The organism is Streptomyces luteolus, assembly GCF_029968015.1.
GTDB lineage: Bacteria > Actinomycetota > Actinomycetes > Streptomycetales > Streptomycetaceae > Streptomyces > Streptomyces luteolus.
The window spans coordinates 22,630-46,600 of record NZ_JASCIS010000028.1 but is presented as its reverse complement, the minus strand read 5'-3'; the positions used below and the strand labels follow the sequence as shown (position 1 = coordinate 46,600).

The 23,971-nt window shown below is 70.5% G+C and carries 21 protein-coding genes; 10 read left to right on the top strand and 11 right to left on the bottom strand.

Annotation, left to right across the window (positions count from 1 at the left end; all coding sequences use genetic code 11):
* The first annotated feature begins 229 nt into the window (after positions 1-229).
* From QIT00_RS25100 to QIT00_RS25080, 5 genes are all read left to right on the top strand, one after another.
* Positions 230-1,513 carry an MFS transporter gene (locus tag QIT00_RS25100; protein WP_282537651.1) on the top strand — a complete coding sequence of 428 codons (1,284 nt, stop codon included), beginning with the start codon at positions 230-232 and terminating at the stop codon, positions 1,511-1,513.
* Between the two features lie 67 nt (positions 1,514-1,580).
* Positions 1,581-1,916 (top strand): FmdB family zinc ribbon protein, encoded by a 336-nt coding sequence (locus QIT00_RS25095; RefSeq protein ID WP_282537650.1) that lies wholly within the window; start codon positions 1,581-1,583, stop codon positions 1,914-1,916.
* A 181-nt stretch (positions 1,917-2,097) separates the two neighbouring features.
* Positions 2,098-2,958, top strand: a complete 861-nt coding sequence (locus QIT00_RS25090) for an S-methyl-5'-thioadenosine phosphorylase (RefSeq protein ID WP_282537649.1) — start codon at positions 2,098-2,100, stop codon at positions 2,956-2,958.
* Between the two features lie 335 nt (positions 2,959-3,293).
* The gene (locus QIT00_RS25085) at positions 3,294-3,776 is read left to right on the top strand and encodes a CpaB family protein (protein ID WP_349017203.1); all 483 of its coding nucleotides are present in this window, start codon (positions 3,294-3,296) and stop codon (positions 3,774-3,776) included.
* 72 nt (positions 3,777-3,848) lie between these two features.
* The gene (locus QIT00_RS25080; protein WP_408909847.1) at positions 3,849-4,457 is read left to right on the top strand and encodes a large conductance mechanosensitive channel protein MscL; all 609 of its coding nucleotides are present in this window, start codon (positions 3,849-3,851) and stop codon (positions 4,455-4,457) included.
* A gap of 7 nt (positions 4,458-4,464) precedes the next feature.
* Here QIT00_RS25080 and QIT00_RS25075 read toward each other — a convergent pair whose 3' ends face one another.
* The 4 genes from QIT00_RS25075 to QIT00_RS25060 all read right to left on the bottom strand — a co-directional run bounded on the left by QIT00_RS25075 (position 4,465) and on the right by QIT00_RS25060 (position 9,745).
* Entirely contained in the window at positions 4,465-4,677 is a 213-nt protein-coding gene (locus tag QIT00_RS25075) for a hypothetical protein (RefSeq protein ID WP_282537647.1), read from the bottom strand.
* 175 nt (positions 4,678-4,852) lie between these two features.
* Positions 4,853-5,656 (bottom strand): pyruvate formate-lyase-activating protein, encoded by an 804-nt coding sequence (pflA, locus tag QIT00_RS25070; RefSeq protein WP_282537646.1) that lies wholly within the window; start codon positions 5,654-5,656, stop codon positions 4,853-4,855.
* Positions 5,657-5,785: 129 nt separating this feature from the next.
* Positions 5,786-8,044 carry a formate C-acetyltransferase gene (gene pflB / locus QIT00_RS25065; protein ID WP_282537645.1) on the bottom strand — a complete coding sequence of 753 codons (2,259 nt, stop codon included), beginning with the start codon at positions 8,042-8,044 and terminating at the stop codon, positions 5,786-5,788.
* Positions 8,045-8,326: 282 nt separating this feature from the next.
* Positions 8,327-9,745, bottom strand: coding sequence for a NarK family nitrate/nitrite MFS transporter (locus QIT00_RS25060; protein ID WP_282537644.1), 1,419 nt, complete (start codon positions 9,743-9,745; stop codon positions 8,327-8,329).
* A 271-nt stretch (positions 9,746-10,016) separates the two neighbouring features.
* Here QIT00_RS25060 and QIT00_RS25055 point away from each other — a divergent pair, with 271 nt between their 5' ends.
* Both QIT00_RS25055 and QIT00_RS25050 read left to right on the top strand, forming a co-directional pair.
* The gene (locus QIT00_RS25055) at positions 10,017-11,249 is read left to right on the top strand and encodes a P1 family peptidase (RefSeq protein WP_282537643.1); all 1,233 of its coding nucleotides are present in this window, start codon (positions 10,017-10,019) and stop codon (positions 11,247-11,249) included.
* A 227-nt stretch (positions 11,250-11,476) separates the two neighbouring features.
* Positions 11,477-12,256 (top strand): DUF6227 family protein, encoded by a 780-nt coding sequence (locus QIT00_RS25050; protein WP_282537642.1) that lies wholly within the window; start codon positions 11,477-11,479, stop codon positions 12,254-12,256.
* A 61-nt stretch (positions 12,257-12,317) separates the two neighbouring features.
* On the opposite strand, the gene QIT00_RS25045 is transcribed toward QIT00_RS25050, so the two are convergent.
* The 5 genes from QIT00_RS25045 to QIT00_RS25025 form a co-directional block, all read right to left on the bottom strand.
* Positions 12,318-12,572 (bottom strand): hypothetical protein, encoded by a 255-nt coding sequence (locus QIT00_RS25045; protein ID WP_282537641.1) that lies wholly within the window; start codon positions 12,570-12,572, stop codon positions 12,318-12,320.
* A 277-nt stretch (positions 12,573-12,849) separates the two neighbouring features.
* Complete coding sequence (locus QIT00_RS25040) at positions 12,850-14,964, bottom strand: PTS fructose transporter subunit IIABC (protein ID WP_282537640.1); 2,115 nt, start codon at positions 14,962-14,964, stop codon at positions 12,850-12,852.
* A 106-nt stretch (positions 14,965-15,070) separates the two neighbouring features.
* Entirely contained in the window at positions 15,071-16,018 is a 948-nt protein-coding gene (pfkB, locus tag QIT00_RS25035; RefSeq protein WP_282537687.1) for a 1-phosphofructokinase, read from the bottom strand.
* A gap of 296 nt (positions 16,019-16,314) precedes the next feature.
* Positions 16,315-17,076 carry a DeoR/GlpR family DNA-binding transcription regulator gene (locus tag QIT00_RS25030; protein ID WP_282537639.1) on the bottom strand — a complete coding sequence of 254 codons (762 nt, stop codon included), beginning with the start codon at positions 17,074-17,076 and terminating at the stop codon, positions 16,315-16,317.
* 251 nt (positions 17,077-17,327) lie between these two features.
* A complete protein-coding gene (locus QIT00_RS25025) occupies positions 17,328-18,821 on the bottom strand; it encodes an MFS transporter (RefSeq protein WP_282537686.1) in 1,494 nt (497 codons plus the stop codon).
* Positions 18,822-19,045: 224 nt separating this feature from the next.
* On the opposite strand from QIT00_RS25025, the gene QIT00_RS25020 reads away from it, so the two are divergent.
* Entirely contained in the window at positions 19,046-20,041 is a 996-nt protein-coding gene (locus tag QIT00_RS25020; RefSeq protein WP_282537638.1) for a helix-turn-helix transcriptional regulator, read from the top strand.
* Between the two features lie 490 nt (positions 20,042-20,531).
* On the opposite strand, the gene QIT00_RS25015 is transcribed toward QIT00_RS25020, so the two are convergent.
* A complete protein-coding gene (locus tag QIT00_RS25015) occupies positions 20,532-21,548 on the bottom strand; it encodes a sigma-70 family RNA polymerase sigma factor (protein ID WP_282537637.1) in 1,017 nt (338 codons plus the stop codon).
* A gap of 212 nt (positions 21,549-21,760) precedes the next feature.
* Here QIT00_RS25015 and QIT00_RS25010 point away from each other — a divergent pair, with 212 nt between their 5' ends.
* Positions 21,761-22,285 (top strand): GNAT family N-acetyltransferase, encoded by a 525-nt coding sequence (locus tag QIT00_RS25010; RefSeq protein ID WP_282537636.1) that lies wholly within the window; start codon positions 21,761-21,763, stop codon positions 22,283-22,285.
* Positions 22,286-22,488: 203 nt separating this feature from the next.
* Here the strand turns inward: QIT00_RS25010 and QIT00_RS25005 are convergent, their stop codons facing one another.
* Positions 22,489-23,274, bottom strand: a complete 786-nt coding sequence (locus tag QIT00_RS25005; protein WP_282537635.1) for a dioxygenase family protein — start codon at positions 23,272-23,274, stop codon at positions 22,489-22,491.
* 169 nt (positions 23,275-23,443) lie between these two features.
* Between QIT00_RS25005 and QIT00_RS25000 the strand changes: the two genes are divergently transcribed.
* Complete coding sequence (locus QIT00_RS25000) at positions 23,444-23,944, top strand: MarR family winged helix-turn-helix transcriptional regulator (RefSeq protein WP_282537634.1); 501 nt, start codon at positions 23,444-23,446, stop codon at positions 23,942-23,944.
* Positions 23,945-23,971: the final 27 nt, after the last annotated feature.

Sequence of the window (23,971 nt, the reverse complement as noted above, 5' to 3'; positions counted from 1 at the left end):
CAGGTGGCTGGTGTGTGATCCCCCTCATTCGGAGGCGTACGTGACCACTTCCCCGTACAATCGAGGGACAACGAATAGAACCACCTCTGTCTGACGCAGAGCTGGCGCGACCGCACGGCGGCCGCGGTCCTCGCAGTGGGCCGGGTATCACCGACGTTCTTCTGCGCAAGAGGACAGCTCTCGGCGCCGCCACACGGGCCCGCCACCAGGCAGCAGAAAGGCAAGGACCGTGGAGTCCGCGGTCAACTCGACTTCCCGCCCCGGGTACGGGCAACTCCTGCGCACGCCCCGTGCCCTCTCGTTCGTCCTGCCCGGCTTCGCCGCGCGGCAGCCGTTCGCGATGCTGACCATGTCGATCGTGCTGCTGGTGCAGCACACCACCGGCTCGTTCGGCACCGCGGGCGCCGTGGCCGCCGTCGCGGGCGTCTCCATGGCGCTGTGCGCGCCGCAGAGCGGCAAACTCACCGACCGCTTCGGCCAGGCCGCCGTCCTGATCCCCGGCGTCCTCGTGAACGCCGTCTCGGTGATCGCCCTCGCCGCCCTCGCCCTCGCCGACGCCCCGCTGTGGGCCCTTTTCGTCGCCGCCGTGCCGGTCGGCGCCTCGGTGCCGCAGGTCGGGCCGATGGTGCGGGCCCGCTGGGCGGCCGTACTGGACCACCCCGAGCGGCGCGCCCTGACGCCCACCGCGGCGGCTTTCGAGTCCGTCACGGACGAGTTCACGTTCGTCGTCGGCCCGGTGCTCGCCACCGCCCTGTGCACCTGGGTGCACCCCGGTGCCGGCCTCGCGACCCAGGCCGTGCTGACCCTGGCGGGCGGCCTGCTCTTCGCCGCGCAGCGCGACACCCAGCCCAAGGCGCACGGTGCGCTCGCGGGCCACGCGCGCGTGGAGCACGTTTCCGCGTTCTCCGTGCCCGGGGCTCGCGTCCTCGCGGTGGCGTTCCTCGGCATCGGCTCGGTCTTCGGCGGCATGCAGGTCGCCCTCACCGCCTTCGCCGAAGAAGTCGGCCAGCCCGGGGTCAACGGCCTCCTGTACGGCATCTTCGCCGGGGGGAACATGCTCGCCGGTGTCGCCTGCGGAGCCATCGCCTGGAAGGTCGGCCCGCGCCGCCGCCTCCTCGTCGGGTACACCGCCCTGGCGGTCACCGCCTCCATGCTGTGGACCGTGCACTCGGTGGCGCTCTTCGCCGTACTGGGACTGCTTATCGGCATGTGCATCGCGCCCGCGCTGATCTCCGGGTTCACGCTCGTCGAGAGCCTGGTTCCCGCCTCCGCGCGGACCGAGGCGTTCACGCTCCTCACGGGTGCGGTCGCGCTCGGCCAGGCCGCCGCCGTCACGCTGACCGGCCGGCTTGCCGACGCCCACGGTGCGAGCGCCGGATTCCTGGTGCCCATGGCCGGTACGGTGCTCGCGCTGCTGACCCTCGTGGCGCTGCGCTCCCGCCTCGCTCCGCTCGCCAGGAGCCGGACCGTGGCACGTGGCGTCGGTCACCGCTCGCCGGTGGCAGTGGACTGATTCCGAGGAATACGTCACTATGGACCGTCGTTAGCACTCATCGAGTGAGAGTGCCAGGAGGAAGCAAGTGCCGACCTATCAGTACCAGTGCACCCAGTGTGGCGAGGGCCTCGAGGCGGTGCAGAAGTTCACCGACGACGCCCTGACCGAGTGCCCCAGCTGCGACGGACGCCTCAAGAAGGTGTTCTCGGCGGTCGGCATCGTCTTCAAGGGTTCCGGCTTCTACCGCAATGACAGCCGCAACTCGTCGTCGAGCAGCACGCCCGCGTCGTCCGCGTCGAAGTCCGCCTCGACGACGTCCACGACGTCCTCGGCATCTGACTCCTCGTCCTCGTCGAGCGCTTCGAAGGCCGGTTCCTCGTCGTCCTCCAGCTCCTCCGGAAGCAGCAGCTCCGCGGCCTGACCGGCCGCACGGCACCTTCGCACTTCCCGGAAAGCCCCGCAGTCGCGCGCGACTGCGGGGCTTTCGGTTATGTGCTGCGGGCCTTCGGTTGCGTAATGCGGGGCTTTCGGTTCTGTGACGGTCGCGGCCGCGGACCGAACAGACCGAACCCGGAAGTCAGGGCTCGACTACGCTGCTGCGCATGGCGAACCCACACAACGGTGGCGCTGCGGCGTCCGCGGACATAGGCGTGATCGGCGGCTCGGGGTTCTACTCGTTCCTCGACGACGTCACCGAGATCCAGGTGAGCACCCCTTACGGCGAGCCGAGCGACTCCCTGTTCCTCGGTGAGATCGCCGGACGGAAAGTGGCGTTCCTGCCCCGCCACGGCCGAGGCCACCACCTTCCGCCGCACCGGATCAACTACCGCGCCAACCTGTGGGCGCTGCGCTCCGTGGGCGTGCGCCAGGTGTTCGGCCCCTGCGCGGTGGGCGGGCTGCGCCCCGAGTACGGTCCGGGGACGCTGCTGGTACCGGACCAGCTCGTCGACCGTACGAAGAGCCGCGTACAGACGTACTTCGACGGGGTGCCGATGCCCGACGGCAGCATCCCGAACGTGGTGCACACGACGTTCGCCGACCCGTACTGCCCCGAGGGCCGCAGCATCGCCCTGAAGGCCGCCCGCGCACGCGACTGGGCCGCGGTCGACGGCGGCACCATGGTCGTCGTGGAGGGCCCGCGCTTCTCCACCCGCGCCGAGTCGCAATGGCACGCGGCCGCCGGCTGGTCGGTGGTGGGCATGACCGGTCACCCCGAGGCCGTGCTCGCCCGAGAACTGGCGCTCTGCTACACGTCGTTGTCCCTCGTGACCGACGTGGACGCGGGGGCGGAGACCGGCGAGGGCGTCTCCCACGCGGAGGTGCTCAAGGTGTTCGGCGAGAACGTGTCCAGGCTGCGGGACGTGCTGTTCGACGCGGTGGCGGGTCTTCCGGCCACCGACGAGCGGGACTGCCTGTGCACGCGGGCGCACGACGGGTGGGACTTGGGGATCGAGCTGCCCTGAGCTGAGAGGTCGGGGCCGCGCTGTGGGGCGGAGTTTCCGGTTCGGGTGAGCGGAAACACCGGTTCGGCTGAGCGGAATCTCCGGTTCGGGTGAGGGAGTTGTCCACAACCGCGAGGTTGTCCACAGGGCTGAGCGGGATCGGCCGGGACCGTGGATCGTGAGGGGCGTTCAGGCGAATTCCCCCACGGCAGGCGGTGGTTGCCATGTCCTCGCGCTCCAGCGCCCACACCTCTCCCCCGGGCTCTCCGCCCTCCGTCCCTTCCGTCCCCTCCATCCCCTCCACTCCGACGCCGGTTCCTCCCCCGTGCGAGGTTCCGGCCTTCCCTCCCCTGCGTGTGCGCGGCGGGCGGCTGCGGTTCCGGGGTGCGCTGCGCCACGGCCGTAACCGCCGCACCGTGGCCGCCGGGCTCGCGATGGCCGCAGCCGCGCTCGCGGCCGCGGGACCACAGGGCTTCGCGGGCTCGACGGGCCCGACGAGCTCCGGAAGCGAAGCGGAGGGCGAGCACACCGCGTCCCCGGCGGAGCCGGACGATCACCCCGGGTCCGTACGACAACTCGTGCGCGCCCCCGTACGCATCGCGGACGCGGAGACCGTACGGCTGCTGCGTCCCGGCGACCGTGTGGACGTCATCGCGGCCCCACCGTCCGGGGCTCGCGCCCGCCGGATCGCCGCAGGCGCACGCGTCGTCGACGTCGCGGCCGGCGGGCAGGCGTCCATGGAGAACGGCGCGCTGATCGTGCTCTCCGTACCGCCCGCGGAGGCGGTGCAGTTGGCCGGCGCGAGCGCCAACTCCCGTCTGGTGGTGGTCTTGTGCTGATCCGTACGGACTTCTTGTCAACTCACCTGATCGTGTCGGCGAATTGGACGCACCTGACCTGTGCCGGGCCTAATGACACGGTCAATCGAACGTACGAGGAAGGGCTCCCTGGTGAGCGAGGAGAAGAAGCCGGGCGTGTGGGAAGGCTTCAAGGCGTTCCTGACGCGCGGAAACGTGATCGATCTGGCCGTCGCGGTCGTCATCGGTGCGGCGTTCACGAACATCGTGAACGCCGTGGTGAAGGGCGTCATCAACCCGCTGGTCGGCGCCTTCGGCACGAAGGACCTGGAGAGCTACCGGTCCTGCCTCAAGGGCCCGTGCGAGATCGACCCGGCGACGGGGGAGGCCACCAGCGGCATCCCGATCAGCTGGGGCACGGTCCTGAGCGCCACGCTCAGCTTCCTGATCACCGCGGCCGTCGTGTACTTCCTCATGGTGCTGCCGATGGCGAAGTACCTCGCCAAGGCGGAGGCGCGGCGCAAGGCGAAGGAGGGCGCGCAGGAAACGATCGAGGTCTCCGAGCTCGAGGTACTCAAGGAGATCCGGGACGTGCTGGTCGCCCAGCGCGGTGGTGCCGGTGGTCCTGGTGGTCCCGGTGGTGCCGGTGGTCCCGGTTCTGGGACCGGCGATGCCGGGGACAGCGGTGGTTCCGGCGGCGGCCCCGTGGACACCGGCAAGTAGCGGAAGTTCAGAGGTGGTGGGGCGGCTTCTCGTCGAGGAAGCGCGCCAGGTCGGCGGCGCTGTCGCCGCCGCTGGGCCGCTCACCCCACCCTCGGTCCGTGTCGTCCGCGGACTGCTGGTCCAGCGGATCGTCGAAGTTCAGGGCCGGGGCCGGCTTGGCCTTCGGTTCGGGCCCGGTCTTCGCGTCTCGCGGTCCGGGTGCGGGGGCGGCGCTGCTCATACCTCCAGGATACGGCGCCTGCGACCTGCCGGGCTCTGCCCCGGATGCGGCCCTGGAGGCGGCCCTGGCTCCGGGTCCGGCTCCGGCTCCGGCTCCGGCTCCAGCGGCAGCGGCAGCGGCTCCGGGGGCAGCGGCAGCGGCAGCGGCTCCGGGGGCAGCTCCTCCACCTCCAGGATCACACCGCTTTCAGGCCATGGGCCTCGAAGATCTCCTTCGCCAGAGTGACCTGCCCGGGGGTGGGCGACGGGGTGTCGTGCAGCGTGAAGTTCCTGCCGAGCGCCTGCCACTTCCCCTCGCCCAGCTTGTGGAAGGGCAGCACGTCCACGCGCGAGACGTTGCCGAGCCCGCCGGCGAAGGCGGCCACGCCCTCGATGTTCGCCGGATCGTCGGTAAGCCCGGGGACGAGCACGAACCTGACGTGCACCTCCTTGCCGAGGTCGGCGAGGCGCCGGGCGAAGTCCAGGGTGGGCTGCAGAGGGCGTCCGGTCACCTTCTCGTACGTCTGCCGGTCCCAGGACTTGATGTCGAGCAGCACCAGGTCGACGTCCCGCAGCAGGGCAGCGGTGGCGCGGACACCGAGGAAGCCCGAGGTGTCCAGGGCGGTGTGCAGGCCGAGTTCGTGCTTGAAGCGGTGCAGCAGTTCCCCGGCGAAGACGGGCTGCAGCAGCGGCTCGCCCCCGCTGACGGTGGCACCGCCACGAGCCGCGGCGATGAAGCTGGTGTACTTCGCGGCCTCCTCGACCACGTCGTCCGCCGAGGTGCGCTTGCCGTTGCGCATCCGCCAGGTGTCGGGGTTGTGGCAGTAGAGGCAGGTGAGCGGACAGCCGGAGAGGAACACGACGAATCGGCTGCCCGGCCCGTCCACGCCGGTCGACAGGTCCCAGGAGTGCACCGTGCCCTCGATCGGACGGTGCATGGCGGCTCCCGCGGGGGTGGCGGCACCGAGGGGGGCGAGATTCTGGTCCAGCAGAACGGTCATGGCGTAACTCCGGTGTTCCTCGCGGGAGTCGATGTCCGCGGCGCCCGGAGCCGGGGTGAGGGCCCGGCTCCGGGGCCGCAGCTGAGGGGCGGCTCCCCGGGACGTGCTCGGCACCGGGGAGCCGGAGGCTCACAGGGAGCCGTGGAAGGTGCGGTTGATGACGTCCAACTGCTGCTCGCGGGTGAGGCGGACGAAGTTCACCGCGTAGCCGGAGACCCTGATGGTCAGCTGCGGGTAGTTCTCCGGGTGCTCCATGGCGTCCCGCAGGGTCGCCTTGTCGAGGACGTTGACGTTCATGTGGAAGCCGTCGCTGGCCATGAACCCGTCGAGCACGCCCGCGAGGTTGTCGATCCGCTCCTCAGGAGTGCGTCCCAGGGCGTCCGGGGTGATGGTGTTGGTCAGCGAGATGCCGTCCTCGGCGTCGTCGTAGTCGAGCTTGGCGACCGACAGCGCGGAGGCGATGTAGCCGTGCTGGTCCCGTCCGTTCATCGGGTTGGCACCGGGGGCGAACGGCGCTCCGGCCCGGCGGCCGTCGGGGGTGTTGCCGGTCTTCTTGCCGTAGACCACGTTCGAGGTGATCGTCAGGACGGACTGCGTGTGCACGGCGTCGCGGTACGTCGGGTACTCGCGGATCTTCCGCATGAACCCGGAGACGATCCTCCGCGCGATCTCGTCGGCGCGGTCGTCGTTGTTGCCGTAGGCCGGGTAGTCGCCCTCGATCTCGTAGTCGACGGCGAGGCCGGTGGCGTCGCGGATCACCTTCACGCGGGCGTGCTTGACGGCCGAGAGCGAGTCCGCGGCGACCGAGAGCCCGGCGATGCCGCAGGCCATGGTGCGCAGGATCGCCCGGTCGTGCAGCGCCATCTCGATGCGCTCGTAGGCGTACTTGTCGTGCATGTAGTGGATGACGTTGAGGGCGTGGACGTACGTCCTGGCCAGCCACTCCAGCATCGCCTCGTACTGCGCGGCGACCTGCTCGTAGTCGAGGTACTCACTCTCGATCGGCTCGAAGCCCTCGACGACGAGCGCGCCGGTCTTCTCGTCGCGGCCGCCGTTGATCGCGTACAGGAGGGCCTTGGCGACGTTGACGCGGGCGCCGAAGAACTGCATCTGCTTGCCGACGGCCATCGCCGAGACGCAGCAGGCGATCGCGGTGTCGTCGCCGTACTTGGGGCGCATCAGCTCGTCGGACTCGAACTGGAGGGCCGAGGTGTCGATGGCCACCTGCGCGGCGAAGTCCTTGAAGCCCCGCGGGAGTTGCCGCGACCAGAAGACGGTCAGGTTCGGCTCGGGGGCCGGGCCCAGGTTGTAGAGGGTCTGCAGCGCGCGGAACGTGGTCCGGGAGACCAGCGGGCGGCCGTCCTCGCCGATCCCGGCCATGGACCAGGTGACCCAGGTCGGGTCGCCGGAGTAGAGCTCGTTGTACTCGGGGGTGCGCAGGAAGCGGACGATGCGGAGCTTGATGACGAAGTCGTCGATGAACTCCTGCGCCTGCTCCTCGGTGAGGAGGCCGTTCTCGATGTCGCGCTGCAGGTAGATGTCGAGGAAGTTGTCGATGCGGCCGATCGACATGGCCGCGCCGTTCTGCTCCTTCACGGCGGCGAGATAGGCGAAGTACAGCCACTGGACGGCCTCGCGGCCGGTGGCGGCGGGGCGGGAGATGTCGTAGCCGTACGACAGGGCCATGGCCTTGAGTTCGCCGAGGGCCTTGATCTGCTCGGAGGTCTCCTCCCGTTCGCGGATCACGTCCTCGGTGGGCCACTCGGCGTCGAGTTCGGCCTTGACGGACTTCTTGTCCTCGATGAGGCGGTCGACGCCGTAGAGGGCGACGCGGCGGTAGTCGCCGATGATGCGGCCGCGGCCGTAGGCGTCCGGGAGGCCGGTGATGATGCCGGAGGAGCGGCAGGCGCGGATCTCGGGGGTGTACGCGTCGAAGACACCGTCGTTGTGGGTCTTGCGCAGGTGGGTGTAGATCTCGCGGACCTCGGGGTCGGCCTCGTAACCGTAGGCGTTGAGTGCGCCCTCGACCATGCGCCAGCCGCCGTTGGGCATGATGGCGCGCTTGAGCGGGGCGTCCGTCTGGAGGCCGACGATCAGGTCCTTGCCGGGGTCGATGTAGCCGGGCCGGAAGGCGTCGATGCGCGAGGGGGTCCTCACGTCGACGTCGTGGACGCCCTGCTCGATCTCCTGCGGGAACATCGCGAGGAGCCGGTCCCAGAGTGCGGTGGTGCGCTCGGTGGGGCCGGTGAGGAAGGCGCCGTCACCCTCGTACGGGGTGTAGTTCTGCTGCACGAAGTCGCGGACGTCGATGGCGTCGCGCCACAGCCCGCCCTTGAAGCCCTCCCAGGCCTCGCCGTTCGCCGTCTTCTCCAAGGGAGTCGCGGTCATGGTGCACACCTTCCGATCGCTGTGCCATCGCTCCCTTCCATTGCACTCCCGCTGATCGATCATTTACGTCGGCGATGGTCCCCTGTTTCGGACCGGAGGGCCCGAGCCCCTCCCTCACCGAGTCGTCACTACCGCCCTGACCTGCGGGTTCGCCGAGGACTTTAGACCCAGGAGGCTTTGTGAAGGCATTCACAAAATCCTTTTCGGCGGTCTCGCTCGTCGGCCGAACAGCGACGAGGCGAGCCCCCGAAGGGACCCGCCTCGCGGCTGAAGGCGCTGAGGTCAGGACGGCGACTCGGCACCCTTGCGGGCGTAGAACCACCAGGTGACCACGATGCAGCTGGCGTAGAAGGCGACGAAGCCCCACATCGCGCTGGTGACCTGGAAGTTGGCGAAGAGCGCCGGGATGAAGAAGAAGCCGTAGGCGGCGATGGCGGCGGTGAAGCCGGTGACGGCGCCGGACTCCATCTCGGTCTGCTTCAGAGCCTTGGCGTACTCCGGGGTGCCTTCGGTCAGGCCCTTCAGGTGCTGGTTGCGGAAGATCACCGGGATCTGGCGGAAGGTCGAGCCGTTGCCGATGCCGGAGAAGAAGAACGCCGCGAGGAAGCAGAGGAAGAAGCCGGTGAAGTTGCCCGAACCGGAGCCCGCGGGCAGGAAGTTGATGACACCGATGATCGAGAGGGCCATGCCCACGAAGGACAGGATGGTGACGCGGGCGCCGCCCAGCTTGTCGGCGATCCAGCCGCCGGCCCAGCGCGCCAGGGCGCCGAGGGCGGGGCCCATCCAGGCGTAGGTGGCGACCGAGTAGTCCGGGAAGGTCGTCTTGATCAGCATCGGCAGGGCGGCGGCGAAACCGATGAAGGAGCCGAAGGTGCCGATGTAGAGCCAGGTCATCAGCCAGTTGTGCTTGCGCTTGAAGATGATCTTCTGCTGGCTGAAGGAGGTCGAGGCGGACTTCAGGTTGTTCTGGCCGAACCAGGCGACAAGGGCCAGGACGATCAGGACCGGGACCCAGACGAACGCGGCGTTCTGCAGGTACACCGGCGAGCCGTCCGCCTTGTGCTGGGCCGAGCCGATGGCGACGACCGAGCTGGTGATGACGATCGGGGTGAGCAACTGGACGACGGAGACACCGAGGTTGCCGAGGCCGCCGTTGATGCCGGTGGCGTTGCCCTTCTGCGACTTCGGGAAGAAGAAGCCGATGTTGGCGAGGGAGGAGGAGAAGTTGGCTCCGCCGACACCGCAGAGGGCGGCGATCATCGCCATCTCCGTGAAGGAGGTCGAGGTGTCCTGGATCGCGAAGCCCAGCCAGATCAGCGGGACGATCAGAACGACCGTGGAAAGGGCGGTGAAGGTGCGCTGGCCGATCTTCGGGCCGAGGAAGGTGTAGAAGATCCGGGCCGTACCGCCAGTCAGACCCGGGATCGCCGTCAGCCAGAACAGCTGCGAAGTGCTGAAGCCGAAGCCGACGTCCTTGAGGTTCGTTGCGGTGACGCTCCACACCTGCCACACCACGAAGGCGACGAGAAGAGCGGGGACGGCTATCCACAGGTTGCGGGTGGCGACCCGCTTGCCGATGGACTTCCAGAAGAGTTCGTTCTCCGGCTCCCAGTCGGTGATGGTGCGTCCGGGCCGGTATTGCGCGGGGTCGTAGGACCGACCTGCGCTGGTGGCCACTTCTTCCTTTACGTCAGGACTCATGGCGTCGTTCCTGGGGGTGAGGAGGATTCCTTACTCATCCAGGGTGTCTGCGAAAAAGGAGAGGAATCAGAGTAATTGGTCGCCATTGTGGCTTGCCTTAGGGCCCTTTTATGGCGGCGCCTTTGGTCCCGACCCCGGCTCGGTCGGGCCCGGCCCAGCTCGGCCGGCCCCGGCCACAGCTCGGCCGCGGCCCCCTCGGCGTGCGCCTGCCGAGGCACGCGGGAGGAGCGAAGACGCGGCCCTCAACTCCCTTGATCCGTAGGGTGCGTCCATGGACTCCAGGGATTCCTCAAGCAGCTCGAAGACCGCCGCGGGCCGGATCGGCGGCAAGGATTCGCTCACCGATGTGCCCGGTCTCCGGGTGGGACACGCGACACGGGACGGAGACGGCTGGCTGACGGGTACGACCGTCGTCCTCGCTCCGGCAGGCGGGGCGGTCGCGGCCGTGGACGTACGCGGTGGCGGCCCCGGCACTCGGGAGACGGACGCGCTCGACCCGCGCAACCTCGTGCAGCGCATCGACGCGGTGGTGCTCACGGGCGGCAGTGCGTACGGGCTCGACTCGGCGGCCGGCGTCATGGCGTGGCTGGAGGAGCAGGGGCGCGGCGTGCCGGTGGGCGGGCCCGACCGGGTCGTACCGGTGGTGCCCGCGGCCTGCCTCTTCGACCTCGGCCGGGGCGGCGACTGGCGGGCCCGCCCGACTGCGGTGCTCGGCCGGGAGGCGGTGGAGCGGGCGACAGCGGAGGTGGCGCAGGGCAGCGTTGGCGCGGGTACCGGGGCCGTGGCGGGTGGGATGAAAGGGGGCGTGGGCACGGCGAGCGTGCGCCTGGCGTCGGGGCACACCGTCGGAGCGCTGGTGGTGGTGAACGCCGTCGGTTCGGTGACCGATCCGAAGTCCGGTTTGCTGTACGGGCGTCATTTCGAGGACGGCGACGGCGCGGAACCCGTCGAGCGCCCGACCCCGGAGGTGCACGCCCGCGCGCAAGCCCGGCTCGCGGAGGCGCAGGCGGAGACCGCACGCCGACAGAACAGCGGCGGCGAGCCGAGCATCGCGACGGCGGGACCTGTAGGAACAGTGGGCCCAGTAGGCCCAGTAGGCCCAGTAGGCCCAGCAGGAACAGCAGGAACAGCAGGAACAGCAGGGCCAAGGCTCAACACCACCCTCGCTGTCGTCGCCACCGATGCCGGGCTCAGCCGCGCCCAGGCGCAGAAGCTCGCGGGCACCAGCCACGACGGCTTCGCCCGCGCCATCCGGCCGGTGCACCTCCTGCACGACGGGGACACGGTGTTCACCCTGGCCACCGGCGAACGCTCGTTGCCCGAGGGCGAGTTGGTGCAGATGACCGTGGTCAACGCGATCCTGGCGGCGGGCGCGGACACGGTGACCCGAGCGATCGTCCGGGCGATCGAAGCCGCGGAGACGGTCGACGGCGCGGGCGGGGTGTTCCCCTCGTACGGGGATCTCTACGGGGATCTCGGAGGGAATCTCGGAGGGAATCTCTGAGGGGACCTCCAAGGGCAGAGGATCTCCCAGGGCAGGAGTAGGGGGCGCACGGGGCTCCTGTGGGCGCAACGGCCGGCCGCGGGCGGCGCGAACTGCCTGTGGGGCGCGGGAACTTCCAGGGGCGCCCGGGCGTTTTTCAGAACCCCGGGCACGATGTTCCACCGAGGGGCTACGGTGAGCGGTCACAAGGTGACATGCAGCGACGCGAGCGACGCCGGGAGTATGCCTTGAGCGTTCCGTACGAGACGCCGAAGACACCGGAGGAGCACCTCGAAGGGCTCCTCGGTCGGGCTCTGAACTCCTTCGAGCTGCCCGACGAGACGATAGCCCTGCTCGAATCGGCCCTCACGTTCGACAGTTCGCTGCGCTCCGCCCACCACAGCGCCGGCCTGCACCGCGAGACGCATCGGCACACTTTCCTGCTCGCCGACGGCCACGCGCTGACGCTCTGGGAGTTGCGGCACAACACCGGGCCGGGCGGCAATCGGAGCGAGGAGACCCTCCACGAGCTGTACGCGGACGAGGAAGAGGCGCACATCGCGGCGTCCCGGCTGCTCCCCAGCGGCACCTGCGGCCCCGAGTGCCCGGACTCGACGGGCGCCCGCATCCCCGGCTGCGAACCCCTCGCGCTCGACACCGTCCGGCTGATCGTCTCCCCCGCTCCGCTCCAGCGCTCGTACGCCCCGGACGACTCCGCCGACCACGCCAGGCGCCTCCTGCGCCGCGCGGAGAACGCCGACCAGCCGGGCACGGACACGGCGTCGCTGCTGCGCACCGCGCTGGCGCACCAGATCACGCAGGCCTTCGGCAACCCGTGCCGGACGGGCACGGCCGGCCTGTGCTTCGCGCTCTACGAGCACGCGTTCCTGCTCGCCGACGGCCGCGAGATCAGCCTCTGGGAGGTCGAGCACACGGCCACGCCGGACGGCCGTCACATGTGCGAGGTGTACGTGAGCGAGACGACGGCGCGTGCGGCTATGGAGCGGCGGGCTTCCCGTACGAGCTGAGCGGATCGGCGTACGAGCTGAGCGGCTCGGCGTACGAGAAGAGCGGATCGGCGTACGAGGCTCAGCCGCGTCGGCTCATCAGCTGGCGGACCAGGTCGGCGAAGGCGTCGCGTTCGGCGGCCGAGAGTTCCACCGTCTCGCCGGCGTGCGAGGGCTGTCGGGGCACGGCGTGCAGGGAGGCGCCGGACACGTACGGGAGCGTCGGCTCCGTGCGGTCGCGGTGCAGCATGCGGACCAGCCGCACGGCCCAGACGGCGCCCGCCGCGGCGAGCACGGTCAGGCCGACCTGCTGAAGGGGCGATATCTGCTCGAACATGCGGGTCAGTAGACAACACGGAGCAGGCCGCACGACACCCCCAGAAAGGGACTTAGGTCCCGAAGTGACCTATCTCGCAGACCACCCGCTCCCGCGAACCACCCGTTCCCGCAGACCGCCCGTACGCCCTGCACGCCACCCGCAACTCCCCCGCCCCCTCCCCCGCCCACTCCACCGGCCTCACGCGAAAGCCCTTGCTGCTGCGGTGCGATGCGCACCGCAGCAGCAAGGGCTCTCCTGGACCGGGGCCGGGACCGGGACCGTTCAGGCCGAGCCGTCAGGCCGCCGCCACCGGCTCCTTCTTCGACTCGGCCGCCTTCGCGGACACCGCCTCGCCCGCCTTGGCCGGAGCCTGCTCGGGGCCGGTCCGGCGCATCCCCTTCAGGAGGATGACCAGGCCCGCCGTGACGCACGTACCGGCGACGATCGCCACCAGGTACAGCAGCGGCTGGCCGATCAGCGGGACCACGAAGATGCCGCCGTGAGGGGCCCGCAGGGTCGCGCCGAAGCCCATCGTCAGGGCACCGGTGACCGCGCCGCCCGCCATCGAGGCGGGGATGACGCGCAGCGGGTCGGCCGCGGCGAACGGAATGGCGCCCTCCGTGATGAACGAGGCACCGAGCACCCAGGCCGCCTTCCCGTTCTCGCGCTCGGCCTTGGTGAACAGCTTGCCGCGCACGGTCGTCGCCAGGGCCATCGCCAGCGGCGGCACCATGCCGGCCGCCATCACGGCCGCCATGACCTTCAGGTTGCCCTCGGTGGCGTTGGCACCGAGGCCGCCGACAGCGAAGGCGTACGCGACCTTGTTCAGCGGACCGCCCAGGTCGAAGCACATCATCAGGCCGAGGATGACGCCGAGGATGATCGCGTTGGCGCCGGTGAGGGACTCCAGCCAGTCGCTGAGGCCGCTCTGCAGGGAGGCGATCGGCTTGCCGACCACCAGGAACATCAGGAAGCCGACCACCGCCGAGGAGATCAGCGGGATCACCACCACCGGCATGATGCCGCGCAGCACGGCCGGTATCCGTACCTTCTGGATCGCCATGACGGTGGCGCCCGCGATGAGACCGGCCGCCAGACCGCCGAGGAACCCGGCGTTGATCTGCACGGCGACCGCGCCGCCGACGAAGCCGGGCACCAGACCCGGCCGGTCCGCCATGCCGTACGCGATGTAGCCCGCGAGCACCGGCACCAGGAACGAGAAGGCGAGCCCGCCGACCTGGAACAGCAGCGCGGCCCAGCTCGCTGCCTCGGTCCAGACGAAGTGCTCGGCGACGGACTGGGCCTCGCTGATCTCGTAGCCGCCGATCGCGAAGCCGAGGGCGATGAGGAGGCCGCCCGCCGCGACGAACGGGACCATGTAACTCACACCGGACATCAGCCACTTGCGCAGCTTCGTGCCGTAGCTGTCACCCTCGTCACCCGCCCTGTCGACGGGGGCCGCGGCGGCGCCCGAGGAGACCTCGCCGCGCTCGGCCTTGCCGCGCACCTCGGCGATCAGTTCGGTGGGGCGGTTGATGCCCGCCTTCACACCGACGTCGACGGTGGGCTTTCCGGCGAACCGCTCCTTGTCCCGTACGGGCACGTCGTGCGCGAAGATCACGCCGTCGGCGGCGGCCACGACGGCAGGGTCGAGGCGGGTGAACCCGGCCGAGCCCTGGGTCTCCACGACGACCTCGACTCCGGCCTCGCGACCGGCGTTCTCCAGGGACTCGGCGGCCATGTACGTGTGGGCGATGCCGGTCGGGCAGGAGGTCACGGCGACGATCTTGAAGGGGGTGCCCCCATCCTCGCCGGTCGGCTCGTCAGCCCGTTCGCCCGCCCGCTCGTCGGTCGGCCCGTCGGTCGGCCCCTCGGTCAGCCCGCCGGTCACCTCGTCCGTATAGGCCGCCTCGGCCGCCTCGGCCGCCTCGGCCGCCTCGGTCACCTCGTCCGCCTGCTCCGCCACCTCCGCGTCTCCGCGGATCAGCGCCGCGGCACGTTCCGCGTCGTCCGCCGACCGGAGGGCGCCCGTGAACTCGGCGTCCATCAACTGGCGGGCGAGCGACGACAGGATCGTCAGGTGGTCGCTGTCCGCGCCCGCGGGTGCGGCGATGAGAAAGACCAGGTCGGCGGGGCCGTCGGCGGCGCCGAAGTCGATGCCCTGGGCCGCGCGCCCGAACGCCAGCGTCGGTTCGGTGACATGGGCGCTGCGGCAGTGCGGGATGCCGATGCCGCCGTCGAGACCGGTCGGCATCTGCGCCTCGCGGGCGGCCACATCGGCGAGGAAGCCGTCAAGATCCGTGACCCGGCCCTGAGCGACCATCCGCTCGGCCAGGGAGCGGGCCGCCGCTTCCTTGGTGTCGGCGGACAGGTCGAGGTCGACCAGGTCCGCGGTGATCATCTCGCTCATCGCGGGCTCCTTCGCGCGCATATCACCCGACGGGCGGGGGTGGGGAGGGGGGACGGGGAGGTGAGGAGAGCGTTCGTACGCATCGGGCGCCGGCCCTGGACGGGGGTCATGAGACGGGCTCCGTCAGCGCACGGTCCAGCGGTACGTCGGCCGTGACGGTCACGGCGGACGGGTCCAGGTCGGCGGGCGTGGGCATCACGCTGCCGGGGAGCTGCACGGCGGCCGCGCCGTGCGCCACCGCGGAGGCGAGCGCCTCGGGGCCGCCGCCGCCCGCGACGAGGAATCCGGCGAGCGAGGAGTCACCCGCACCGACGTTGCTGCGTACGGTCTCGACGCGGGCGCTCGCGAAGTGCGCACCGGAGTCGTCGACGAGCAACTGGCCGTCGGCGCCCAGGCTGGCGAGCACGGCGCGGGCGCCGAGCTGCCGCAGCTCCTCGGCCGCCTTGACCGCGTCGCCGACGGTGGCGAGCGGGCGGCCGACCGCCTCGGCCAGTTCCTCCGCGTTGGGCTTGACCACGTCCGGGCGCTCGCGGAGCGCGGCGAGCAGCGCCGGTCCGGAGGTGTCGAGGGCGATCCGCGCACCCGCGGCGTGCGCGCGGGCCACCAACTCGGCGTACCAGGAAGGTTCGAGGCCGCGCGGCAGGCTCCCGCAGCAGGCGATCCAGGTGGCGCCCGCGGACCGGTCACGGACCGTGGCGAGCAGCGCCTCGGACTCGTCGGCGGAGAGCTCCGGCCCGGAGGCGTTGATCTTGGTGAGGGTGCCGTCGGGCTCGGCGAGCGAGATATTGGACCGGGTCTGGCCCGCGACGGTGACCGGCGCCACCTCGATGCCCTGCTCACCGAGGAGTTCGGCGACGAAGTCACCGGGCGTGCCGCCGAGCGGCAGCACCGCGAGGGTGCGCTGCCCGGCCGCGGCGACGGCCCGGGAGACGTTCACGCCCTTGCCGCCCGGGTCCATCCGATCACCGGTGGCCCGGATGACCTCGCCTCGATCGAGCATCGGGACCTCGTAGGTCCGGTCGAGGGAGGGGTTCGGGGTAACGGTGAGGATCATCCCTGCACTTGCTTTCTCGTACGGGCAGTGGGGCGCGGAGCGCGGTGCGGTACCGGAGGCGGGCGGTCCGGGGGCGGTCGTTCCGGGCCCGGGGGTTCCGGGGGCGGTCGTTTCGGGGGCGGTCGTTTCGGGCGCGGGCGTACCGGACGCGTGCGTACCGGACGCGGGCGTACCGGACGCGTGCGTACCGGACGCGGGCGTACCGGACGCGTGCGTACCGGACGCGGGCGTACCGGACGCGTGCGTACCGGACGCGTGCGGTCCGGGGGCGGGCGGTCCGGGGGCGGCAGGCGGGGTCATACGCGTATGACCTCCGTGCCGCCGCGCTCGATCGCGGCGGTGTCGTCGTCGCTGAGGCCCTTGTCCGTGATCAGCAGGTCGACGTCGGCGAGGTCGCCGAAGCGCGCGAAGTGCTCCTGCCCGTGCTTCGCCGAGTCGGCGAGCAGCACCACGCGGCGGGCCGAGGTGACGGCGGCGCGCTTGACGGCGGCCTCGGCGAGGTCCGGCGTGGTCAGTCCGTGCTCGGGCGAGAATCCGTTCGCCGCGAGGAAGACGACATCGGCGCGGATCTCCCCGTACGCCCGCAGTGCCCAGGCGTCGACGGCGGCGCGGGTGCGGTGCCGGACGCGGCCGCCGATGAGGTGCAGCTGCACCCCGGGGTGGTCGGCGAGCCGCGCCGCGGTCGGCAGCGAGTGCGTGACGACGGTGAGGCCGGACTCCAGCGGCAGCGCCGCCGCGAGCCGGGAGACCGTCGTACCCGCGTCGAGCACCACGCTGCCGTCGGCGGGCAGCTCGGCGAGGGCGGCCTGCGCGATGCGGTCCTTCTCGTCGGCCGCGGTGGACTCGCGCTCGGCGAGGTCGGGCTCGAAGTCGAGCCGCCCGGCCGGTATGGCACCGCCGTGCACCCGGCGTACGAGACCGGCGCGGTCGAGGGCCTTCAGGTCCCGCCGGATGGTCTCGGCGGTGACCTGGAACTCCTCGGCGAGCGACAGCACGTCGACCCGGCCGCTGTCGCGTGCGAAGCGGAGGATCTCCTGCTGCCGCTCCGGTGCGTACATGGGTTCAGCTCCGATTCATGCCCGAGCGTGTTGTTTCACGCCCAGAGTACGACTGGGTTTCCCTGAAGTAAACACATTCGGGCGCAGCTCGGGCAGAAACAGACTTCGGTCCCGCTGTATGCCGGACTTCCGTCCCCGGACTTCCGCGCGCGGCAGAGAGGGCGCCCAGGACCGGTCGCGGGCCCTGCGGGCACCCCCTCCCCCGCACGAAAGGGGATGGCTGGGGGAGGGAAAGGGGACTGGGGCAGGGCCTAACGCACCAGCTCAGCCTCGCGCGCGCCACCGACCGACGGCTCCCGGTCGACCGGCTCCCCGTCGACCGGCTCCCCGCTCGCCGAAGCCACCTCCGCTCCCGCCGCCCCCTCCACGTGCTGCGCAGGCCGCGCCGGCAGAGCGAACATCAGCAGGAAGATCGCACCGAGCACCCCCGCGACCCACCACAGCGCGTGCTGGAACGCGTCCGCGTACGCCGCGCCCACGGAAGCCGCGGCCAACGGCTCGTCGATGACGCCGAAGAACACCACCGACACCAGGCCGAGGCCGAGCGCATTGCCCATCTGCATCACGGTGTTGACCAGACCGGACGCCGAACCGGAGTGCTCGCGCGGCACCTCCGACAGGACCGCGTCGGTCAGCGGCGCCACGATCAGGCCCATGCCGATGCCCATCACCAGGAGCGGCAGCGCCATCTGCCAGGACGTGATGCCCTGCCCGTACCGCTCGGCCTCCCAGATGTAGAGCACGACACCGGCGGCCATGGTCAACGCGCCCGCCTGCAGCACCTTGCGTCCGAACCGGGGCACGAGGCGCTGCACCGATATCCCGGCCGCCACGGACACCGCGAGCGAGAACGGAATACCCGTCGCCCCCGCGCGCAGCGGGCTCCAGCCGAGGCCGACCTGCATGTACAGCGTCCACACCAGGAAGAACACCCCGCAGACCAGGCCGAACGTGAGCTGAACAGCAGCGCCCGCGGCGAAGCTCTTCACCTTGAACAGCGACAGCTCGATCAGCGGCGAACCGTCCTTGCGCGTCTTGTGCCGCTCGTACGCGACCAGCGCCGCGAACACCACGAGCGCGCCACCCATCAACACGTACCCCCACAGCGGCCAGCCCAGCTCGCGGCCGCGCGTCAGCGGGTAGAGCAGCATGAGCAGACCGGCCACGACGAGCACGACGCCGACCGGATCCAGGCGGAGCGCCTTCGGGGCCTTGGACTCGGTGATGAACTTACGGCCGAGAAGCAGTCCGGCTATGCCCACCGGCAGGTTGATCAGGAAGATCGGGCGCCATTCGAGACCGAACAGATTCCACTCGGTGAGCAGCGCGCCGAGCATCGGCCCCGACACCGCGCCGAGCCCGACGATCGCGCCGAACAGGCCGAAGACCTTGCCGCGTTCGTGCGCGGGGAAGGTGGCGTGCACGATCGACAGCACCTGGGGAACCATCAGCGCGGCCGTCGCCCCTTGCAGAATGCGTGAGCCGACCAGCATCTCCGGGTTCGCGGCGAATCCGCACAGCGCCGAGGCCAGCGTGAAGCCGCCTATACCGACGAGGAAGATCCGCTTCCGCCCGTAGATGTCGCCGAGCCGGCCGCCCGTGATGAGGCCCGCGCCCATCGCGAGCGCGTAACCAGCGGTGATCCACTGGATCTGGCTGAACGTGGCGCCCTCGTCCGCCCGGATCGAGGGCAGGGCGATGTTCACGATCGTCACGTCGACGAGGTCCATGAACGCCGCCGTCATCACGATGGCCAGCGCGAACCAGCGCCGCCGATCGCTCGGCACGGCCCCTGCGGCTGGTGAGGTGCGTGAGGTCTGCGAGGCGGATGAGGTGGGTGAGGTTTGTGAGGCGGGCAAGGTTCGTGAGGCGGGCAAGGTTCGTGAGGCGGGCGAGGTGGTCTTCATGCGAACGAAATTAGATCGGATATAGGACAGATGGTGGCCGCATTGGCGCCCATGATGGGTGCATGACGACGGACACTCCGGCACGACTGCTGCAGCTCCTCTCTCTGCTTCAGACCCCGCGCGAGTGGCCCGGCGGCGAGCTCGCCGACCGGCTCGGTGTCTCCCGGCGCACCGTGCGGCGTGATATCGACCGGCTGCGGGAGCTCGGCTATCCGGTCCAGGCGACGCTGGGCGCGGAGGGCGGTTACCGTCTCGCGGCCGGCAAGGCGATGCCTCCGCTCGTCCTCGACGACGAGGAGGCCGTCGCGATCGCCGTCGGCCTGCGGGCAGGCGCCGGGCATGCGGTGGAGGGCGTCGAGGAGGCGTCCGTACGCGCCCTCGCCAAGCTCGAACAGGTCCTTCCGTCTCGTCTCCGACACCGCGTCACCACCCTCCAGTCCGCCACAACTCCCTTGGTGTACGGGGCGGGTGACGGTGCGACCATCACGCCCGAGACCCTCACCGTGATCGCCTCGGCCACGACCGGCACCGAGAAGCTCCGCTTCCACTACCGCTCCGGCGACGGCACGGAGTCCCGCCGCCAGGTCGAGCCCTACCGCCTGGTCTCGACGGGCCGCCGCTGGTACCTAGTGGCGTACGACCTGGAACGCGAGGCCTGGCGCACCTTCCGCGTCGACCGCCTCACCGAACCCTTCGCTACGGGCGCCCGCTTCAGCCCACGCCCACTCCCGGAGGGCGACGCGGCGGAGTTCACCCGCCGCGCGATGCGACGCGGCGGCCAGCCCTCGTACGAACTCGACGTGACGTTCGCCGCCACGGCGGAGGTGATCACGCCCCGCATCCCCGCCGGTCTGGGCACCCCGACCCCGGAAGGCCCGGACAGCTGCCGTCTGCGCACGACTGTCTCGGACGCCATCGAGTGGCTGGCGGCCCGCCTCGTCCTGATGGGCGTGGACTTCACCCTCCACGGCCCACCCGAACTAGCCGACCAAGTACGTGAGTTGGGCGCCCGACTCAGCAGGGCGGCGGGCAGCGGGGTTGACTCTTCGGCGGGGTAGGTCGGTGACCGTCCCTCGGCGAGGCGGGGCCGCCGGGCCGGACCGCCGGGGAGGCGGGCTCCCGCCGGGGAGGCCGGTCCACCGGGGCGAACCGCCGGGCGAGCCCGTCCACCGGGGCGAACTGCCCGGCAAGCCGGTCCAGTTGGCGTCGGTCCGGCGCTGCCGGTCGGGTCGACCCCGGGCGGTCAGCCTGCCGTTCGACCAGTCCGGCGGTCGACCAGTCCGGCGTTCGACCAGTCAGGCCAACCCAACCGGGCCGGTCCGGGCCGGTCCGGTTGGGTTGGGTCAACTTCGGCACAGTTGAGCCAGACCGGTCGCCGCATCACCCATCGCCAGGCGGGCCGAGCCACGGCAGTCCCAGCAAGAGCGGTCCCGACAAGGGCGGTCCCGACAAGAGTGAGCCCCGGCGCCACGGGGGAACGGCGCCGGGACTCGGCCTTGGGGTGAGCGAGGCGGGTGCCCAGTGGGCCGTGGGCCCCCCGCTCTTCTCTCACGCCGCCGCGTCGAACCCCGTGTCCCGGGCGAGCCGCTTCAGTTCGAGGAGCGCGTGCTTCTCGATCTGACGGATCCGCTCACGCGTGAGGCCGTGCTCCTTGCCGACCTCGGTGAGGGTCCGCTCACGGCCGTCCTCTATGCCGTACCGCATCTTGATGATGGACGCCGTCCGCTGGTCGAGCCGGCCTATGAGGTCATCGAGCTCCTCACTGCGCAGCAGCGTCAGCACGGACTGCTCGGGCGAGACGGCAGAGGTGTCCTCGAGGAGATCACCGAACTGGGTGTCGCCGTCGTCGTCCACCGACATGTTCAGCGAGACCGGGTCGCGAGCCCAGTCCAGGACGTCGGAGACACGCTCCGGCGTGGAGCCGAGCTCGGCGGCGATCTCGGTGTGCTCCGGGTCCCGGCCGTTCTCGCGGTTGAACTCGCGCTGCACCCGGCGGATCCGGCCGAGCTCCTCGACCAGGTGGACGGGGAGGCGGATCGTGCGGGACTGGTCGGCGATGGAGCGGGTGATGGCCTGACGGATCCACCACGTCGCGTACGTCGAGAACTTGAAGCCCTTGCGGTAGTCGAACTTCTCGACGGCGCGCACCAGCCCGGCGTTGCCCTCCTGGATCAGGTCGAGGAGGGGCAGGCCGCTGCGCGGGTAGCGGCGGGCCACCGCCACGACCAGGCGGAGGTTGGAGCGGATGAAGATGTCCTTGGCGCGCTCACTGTCGGCGACGAGCGCCTCGAGTTCCTCGCGGCTCGCACCCTCGGCTGCCTTGCTCCGCTCGTCGACGTCGCCGTCGAGGATCTTCTGGGCGTAGACCCCTGCCTCGATCACCTGCGACAGCTCGACCTCGCGGGCGGCGTCCAGCAGAGGCGTGCGGGCGATCTCGTCGAGATACATGCCGACCAGGTCGCGGTCGGCGATCTCCCCGCCTACGGCGCGAACACTGCTTGCCGCGTCGGTCTTGCCGGCCGATCCGGCTGCAGACTTACGACGGGCGACGGCACGGGTTGCCATGCGTGCTCCCTTGCGTTGAGTGGGTCGGCAGTTCTGACGGGGCTCCGCGGTCCGGGGCGGGAATCCACGGCGGCCGTGGCGAAGAGCACACCGTCCGGGTGCCCTGCATCCGATGGAAACAACGACTGGAATCCGGACAGAATTCCCAAGCCGCTCAACAATTTTCCTGATCTTGCAGTACCCTGTGCCGCCACCAAGGAGGCGAGACGGCGATGGAGTCGACAGCGGTGCAGGTCAGGCCGGGTACTGAAGGCGACCTCGACCCCCTCACGGAGATCTACAACCACTACGTCCGTGAGACCGCCATCACGTTCGACACGGTGCCTTTCACGCCCGAGGAACGCCTGCCGTGGCTGCACTCCCACCCTGAAGACGGCCGTCACCGGCTCCTGGTTGCGCAGCAGACTCCGGGTTCCCCGATTCTGGGGTACGCAACCAGCAGCGCCTTCCGCCCGAAGCCGGCCTACGAGACCTCCGTCGAAGTCTCCGTCTACCTCACTCCGGACGCCGCCGGGCGCGGCGTGGGCACTCTGCTCTATACGTCTCTCTTCGACGTCCTGTCCACCGAGGACGTCCACCGCGCATACGCGGGCATCGCCCTGCCCAATGCGCCATCGGTCCACCTCCATGAACGCTTCGGCTTCCGGCACGTGGGGACGTACGCGGAAGTGGGTCGGAAGTTCGATCAGTACTGGGACGTGGCCTGGTACGAGAAGCGCCTCGGCCCCGACTGCTGACGAGCCTGCCACGGCCGACGAGCCTTCGGGGCGCGGAAACGGTTCGCCCTCACTCGAACGCGTGAACCAATTCCGGAAGTCTGTCGTCCGCTGCCGCGAGCCTCCTACGTTGCGAGAGCCGCTTGCTTCCCGAGCGAGCACTCCCCCTCACGACCGGAGGTACCGTCATGCCCACCTGCCTGCCCGCCCACCTGCCCGCTCGCTCAGCCGAACTGCACCGACCTCTTGGCCAGCCCCATCCAGAAGCCGTCGATGACCGAGCGCTGCACGCCGAGTTCGCCGGTCGCGTCGGCGACCCCCATCGCCACGAAGAGCGGGGCGAAGTGTTCCGTGCGCGGGTGCGCGAGCTGCCCCGCGGGCGACTTGCGCGGAAAGTCGAGCAGCGCGTCCACGTCCTGCGCGTCCAGCGCCTCGCGCCCCCAGGCGTCGAACTCCGCCGACCAGGACGGCACACCGCCCTGCCGAAGCGCGGCCAGATTATGGGTGAAGAACCCGCTGCCCATGATCAGGACGCCCGCGTCACGCAGCGGGGCGAGCTTGCGCCCGACCTCCATCAGGCGCTGCGGGTCGAGCGTGGGCAGAGAGATCTGCAGGACGGGGACGTCGGCGTCGGGATACATCTCGACGAGTGGGACATAGGCGCCGTGATCGAGGCCGCGATCCTCGATGTCCTGGACGGGCATGCCGGCACCACGCAGCAACTTGCGTACGGAGTCGGCGAGTTCAGGAGCGCCGGGTGCGGCATACCGCACCTGGTAGTAGTGCTCGGGGAAGCCCCAGAAGTCATAGACGAGAGGCACGGTCTCGGTGGCGCCGAGGGCGAGCGGGGCCTCCTCCCAGTGCGCGGAGACCATCAGTACGGCCTTGGGGCGCGGAAGGCCGGCCGACCAGGCGGCGAGCTGTCCGGGCCACAGGGTGTCGTCGGCGAGCGGCGGCGCACCGTGACTGAGATAGAGGGCGGGCATGCGCTCCGGGGCGGCGGCGTTCATGACGGCTCCTGACACTCGCGCGGACGTGATCGGCGGGACGGGTGAGCGCCCGGGTGGGTGGGCGTGCTCGTCAGGCTCGAAGCCAACAACCTTGAATATTCAAACTCCCACCTCGGACGGTACGTGATGTTTGTTGAAGTTTCAAGAATAGGGTTCGTAGAGTGGGTGTATGACGACGCACAACGAGGACACGCGCTGGCTCGACGACGAGGAACAGCGCACCTGGCGGGCCTACCTGCACGCCACCATGCTCCTCGAGGACCATCTCGACCGACAGCTGCAGCGCGACGCCAAGATGCCCCACGTCTACTACGGACTGCTCGTCCAGCTCTCCCAGGCACCGCGCCGTCGGATGCGCATGACCGAGCTCGCGCGGAACGCGAAGATCACCCGCTCCCGGCTCTCCCACGCCGTCGCGCGACTCGAACAGCACGGCTGGGTGCGCCGCGAGGACTGCCCCTCCGACAAGCGAGGCCAGAACGCGATCCTCACGGACGCGGGATTCGAGGTGCTGGAGCAGTCGGCGCCCGGGCATGTGGCCGCAGTACGCCAGGCGATCTTCGACCGGCTCACCGACGAACAGCAGAAATCCCTCGGCGAGATCATGCGGATCATCGCCGAGGGACTTCAGCCGAACGAGGCGGGTGCCGATCTGCCCTGGCTCAGGTGACGACCTGAGCCGTCGTGCCGGCCGAGC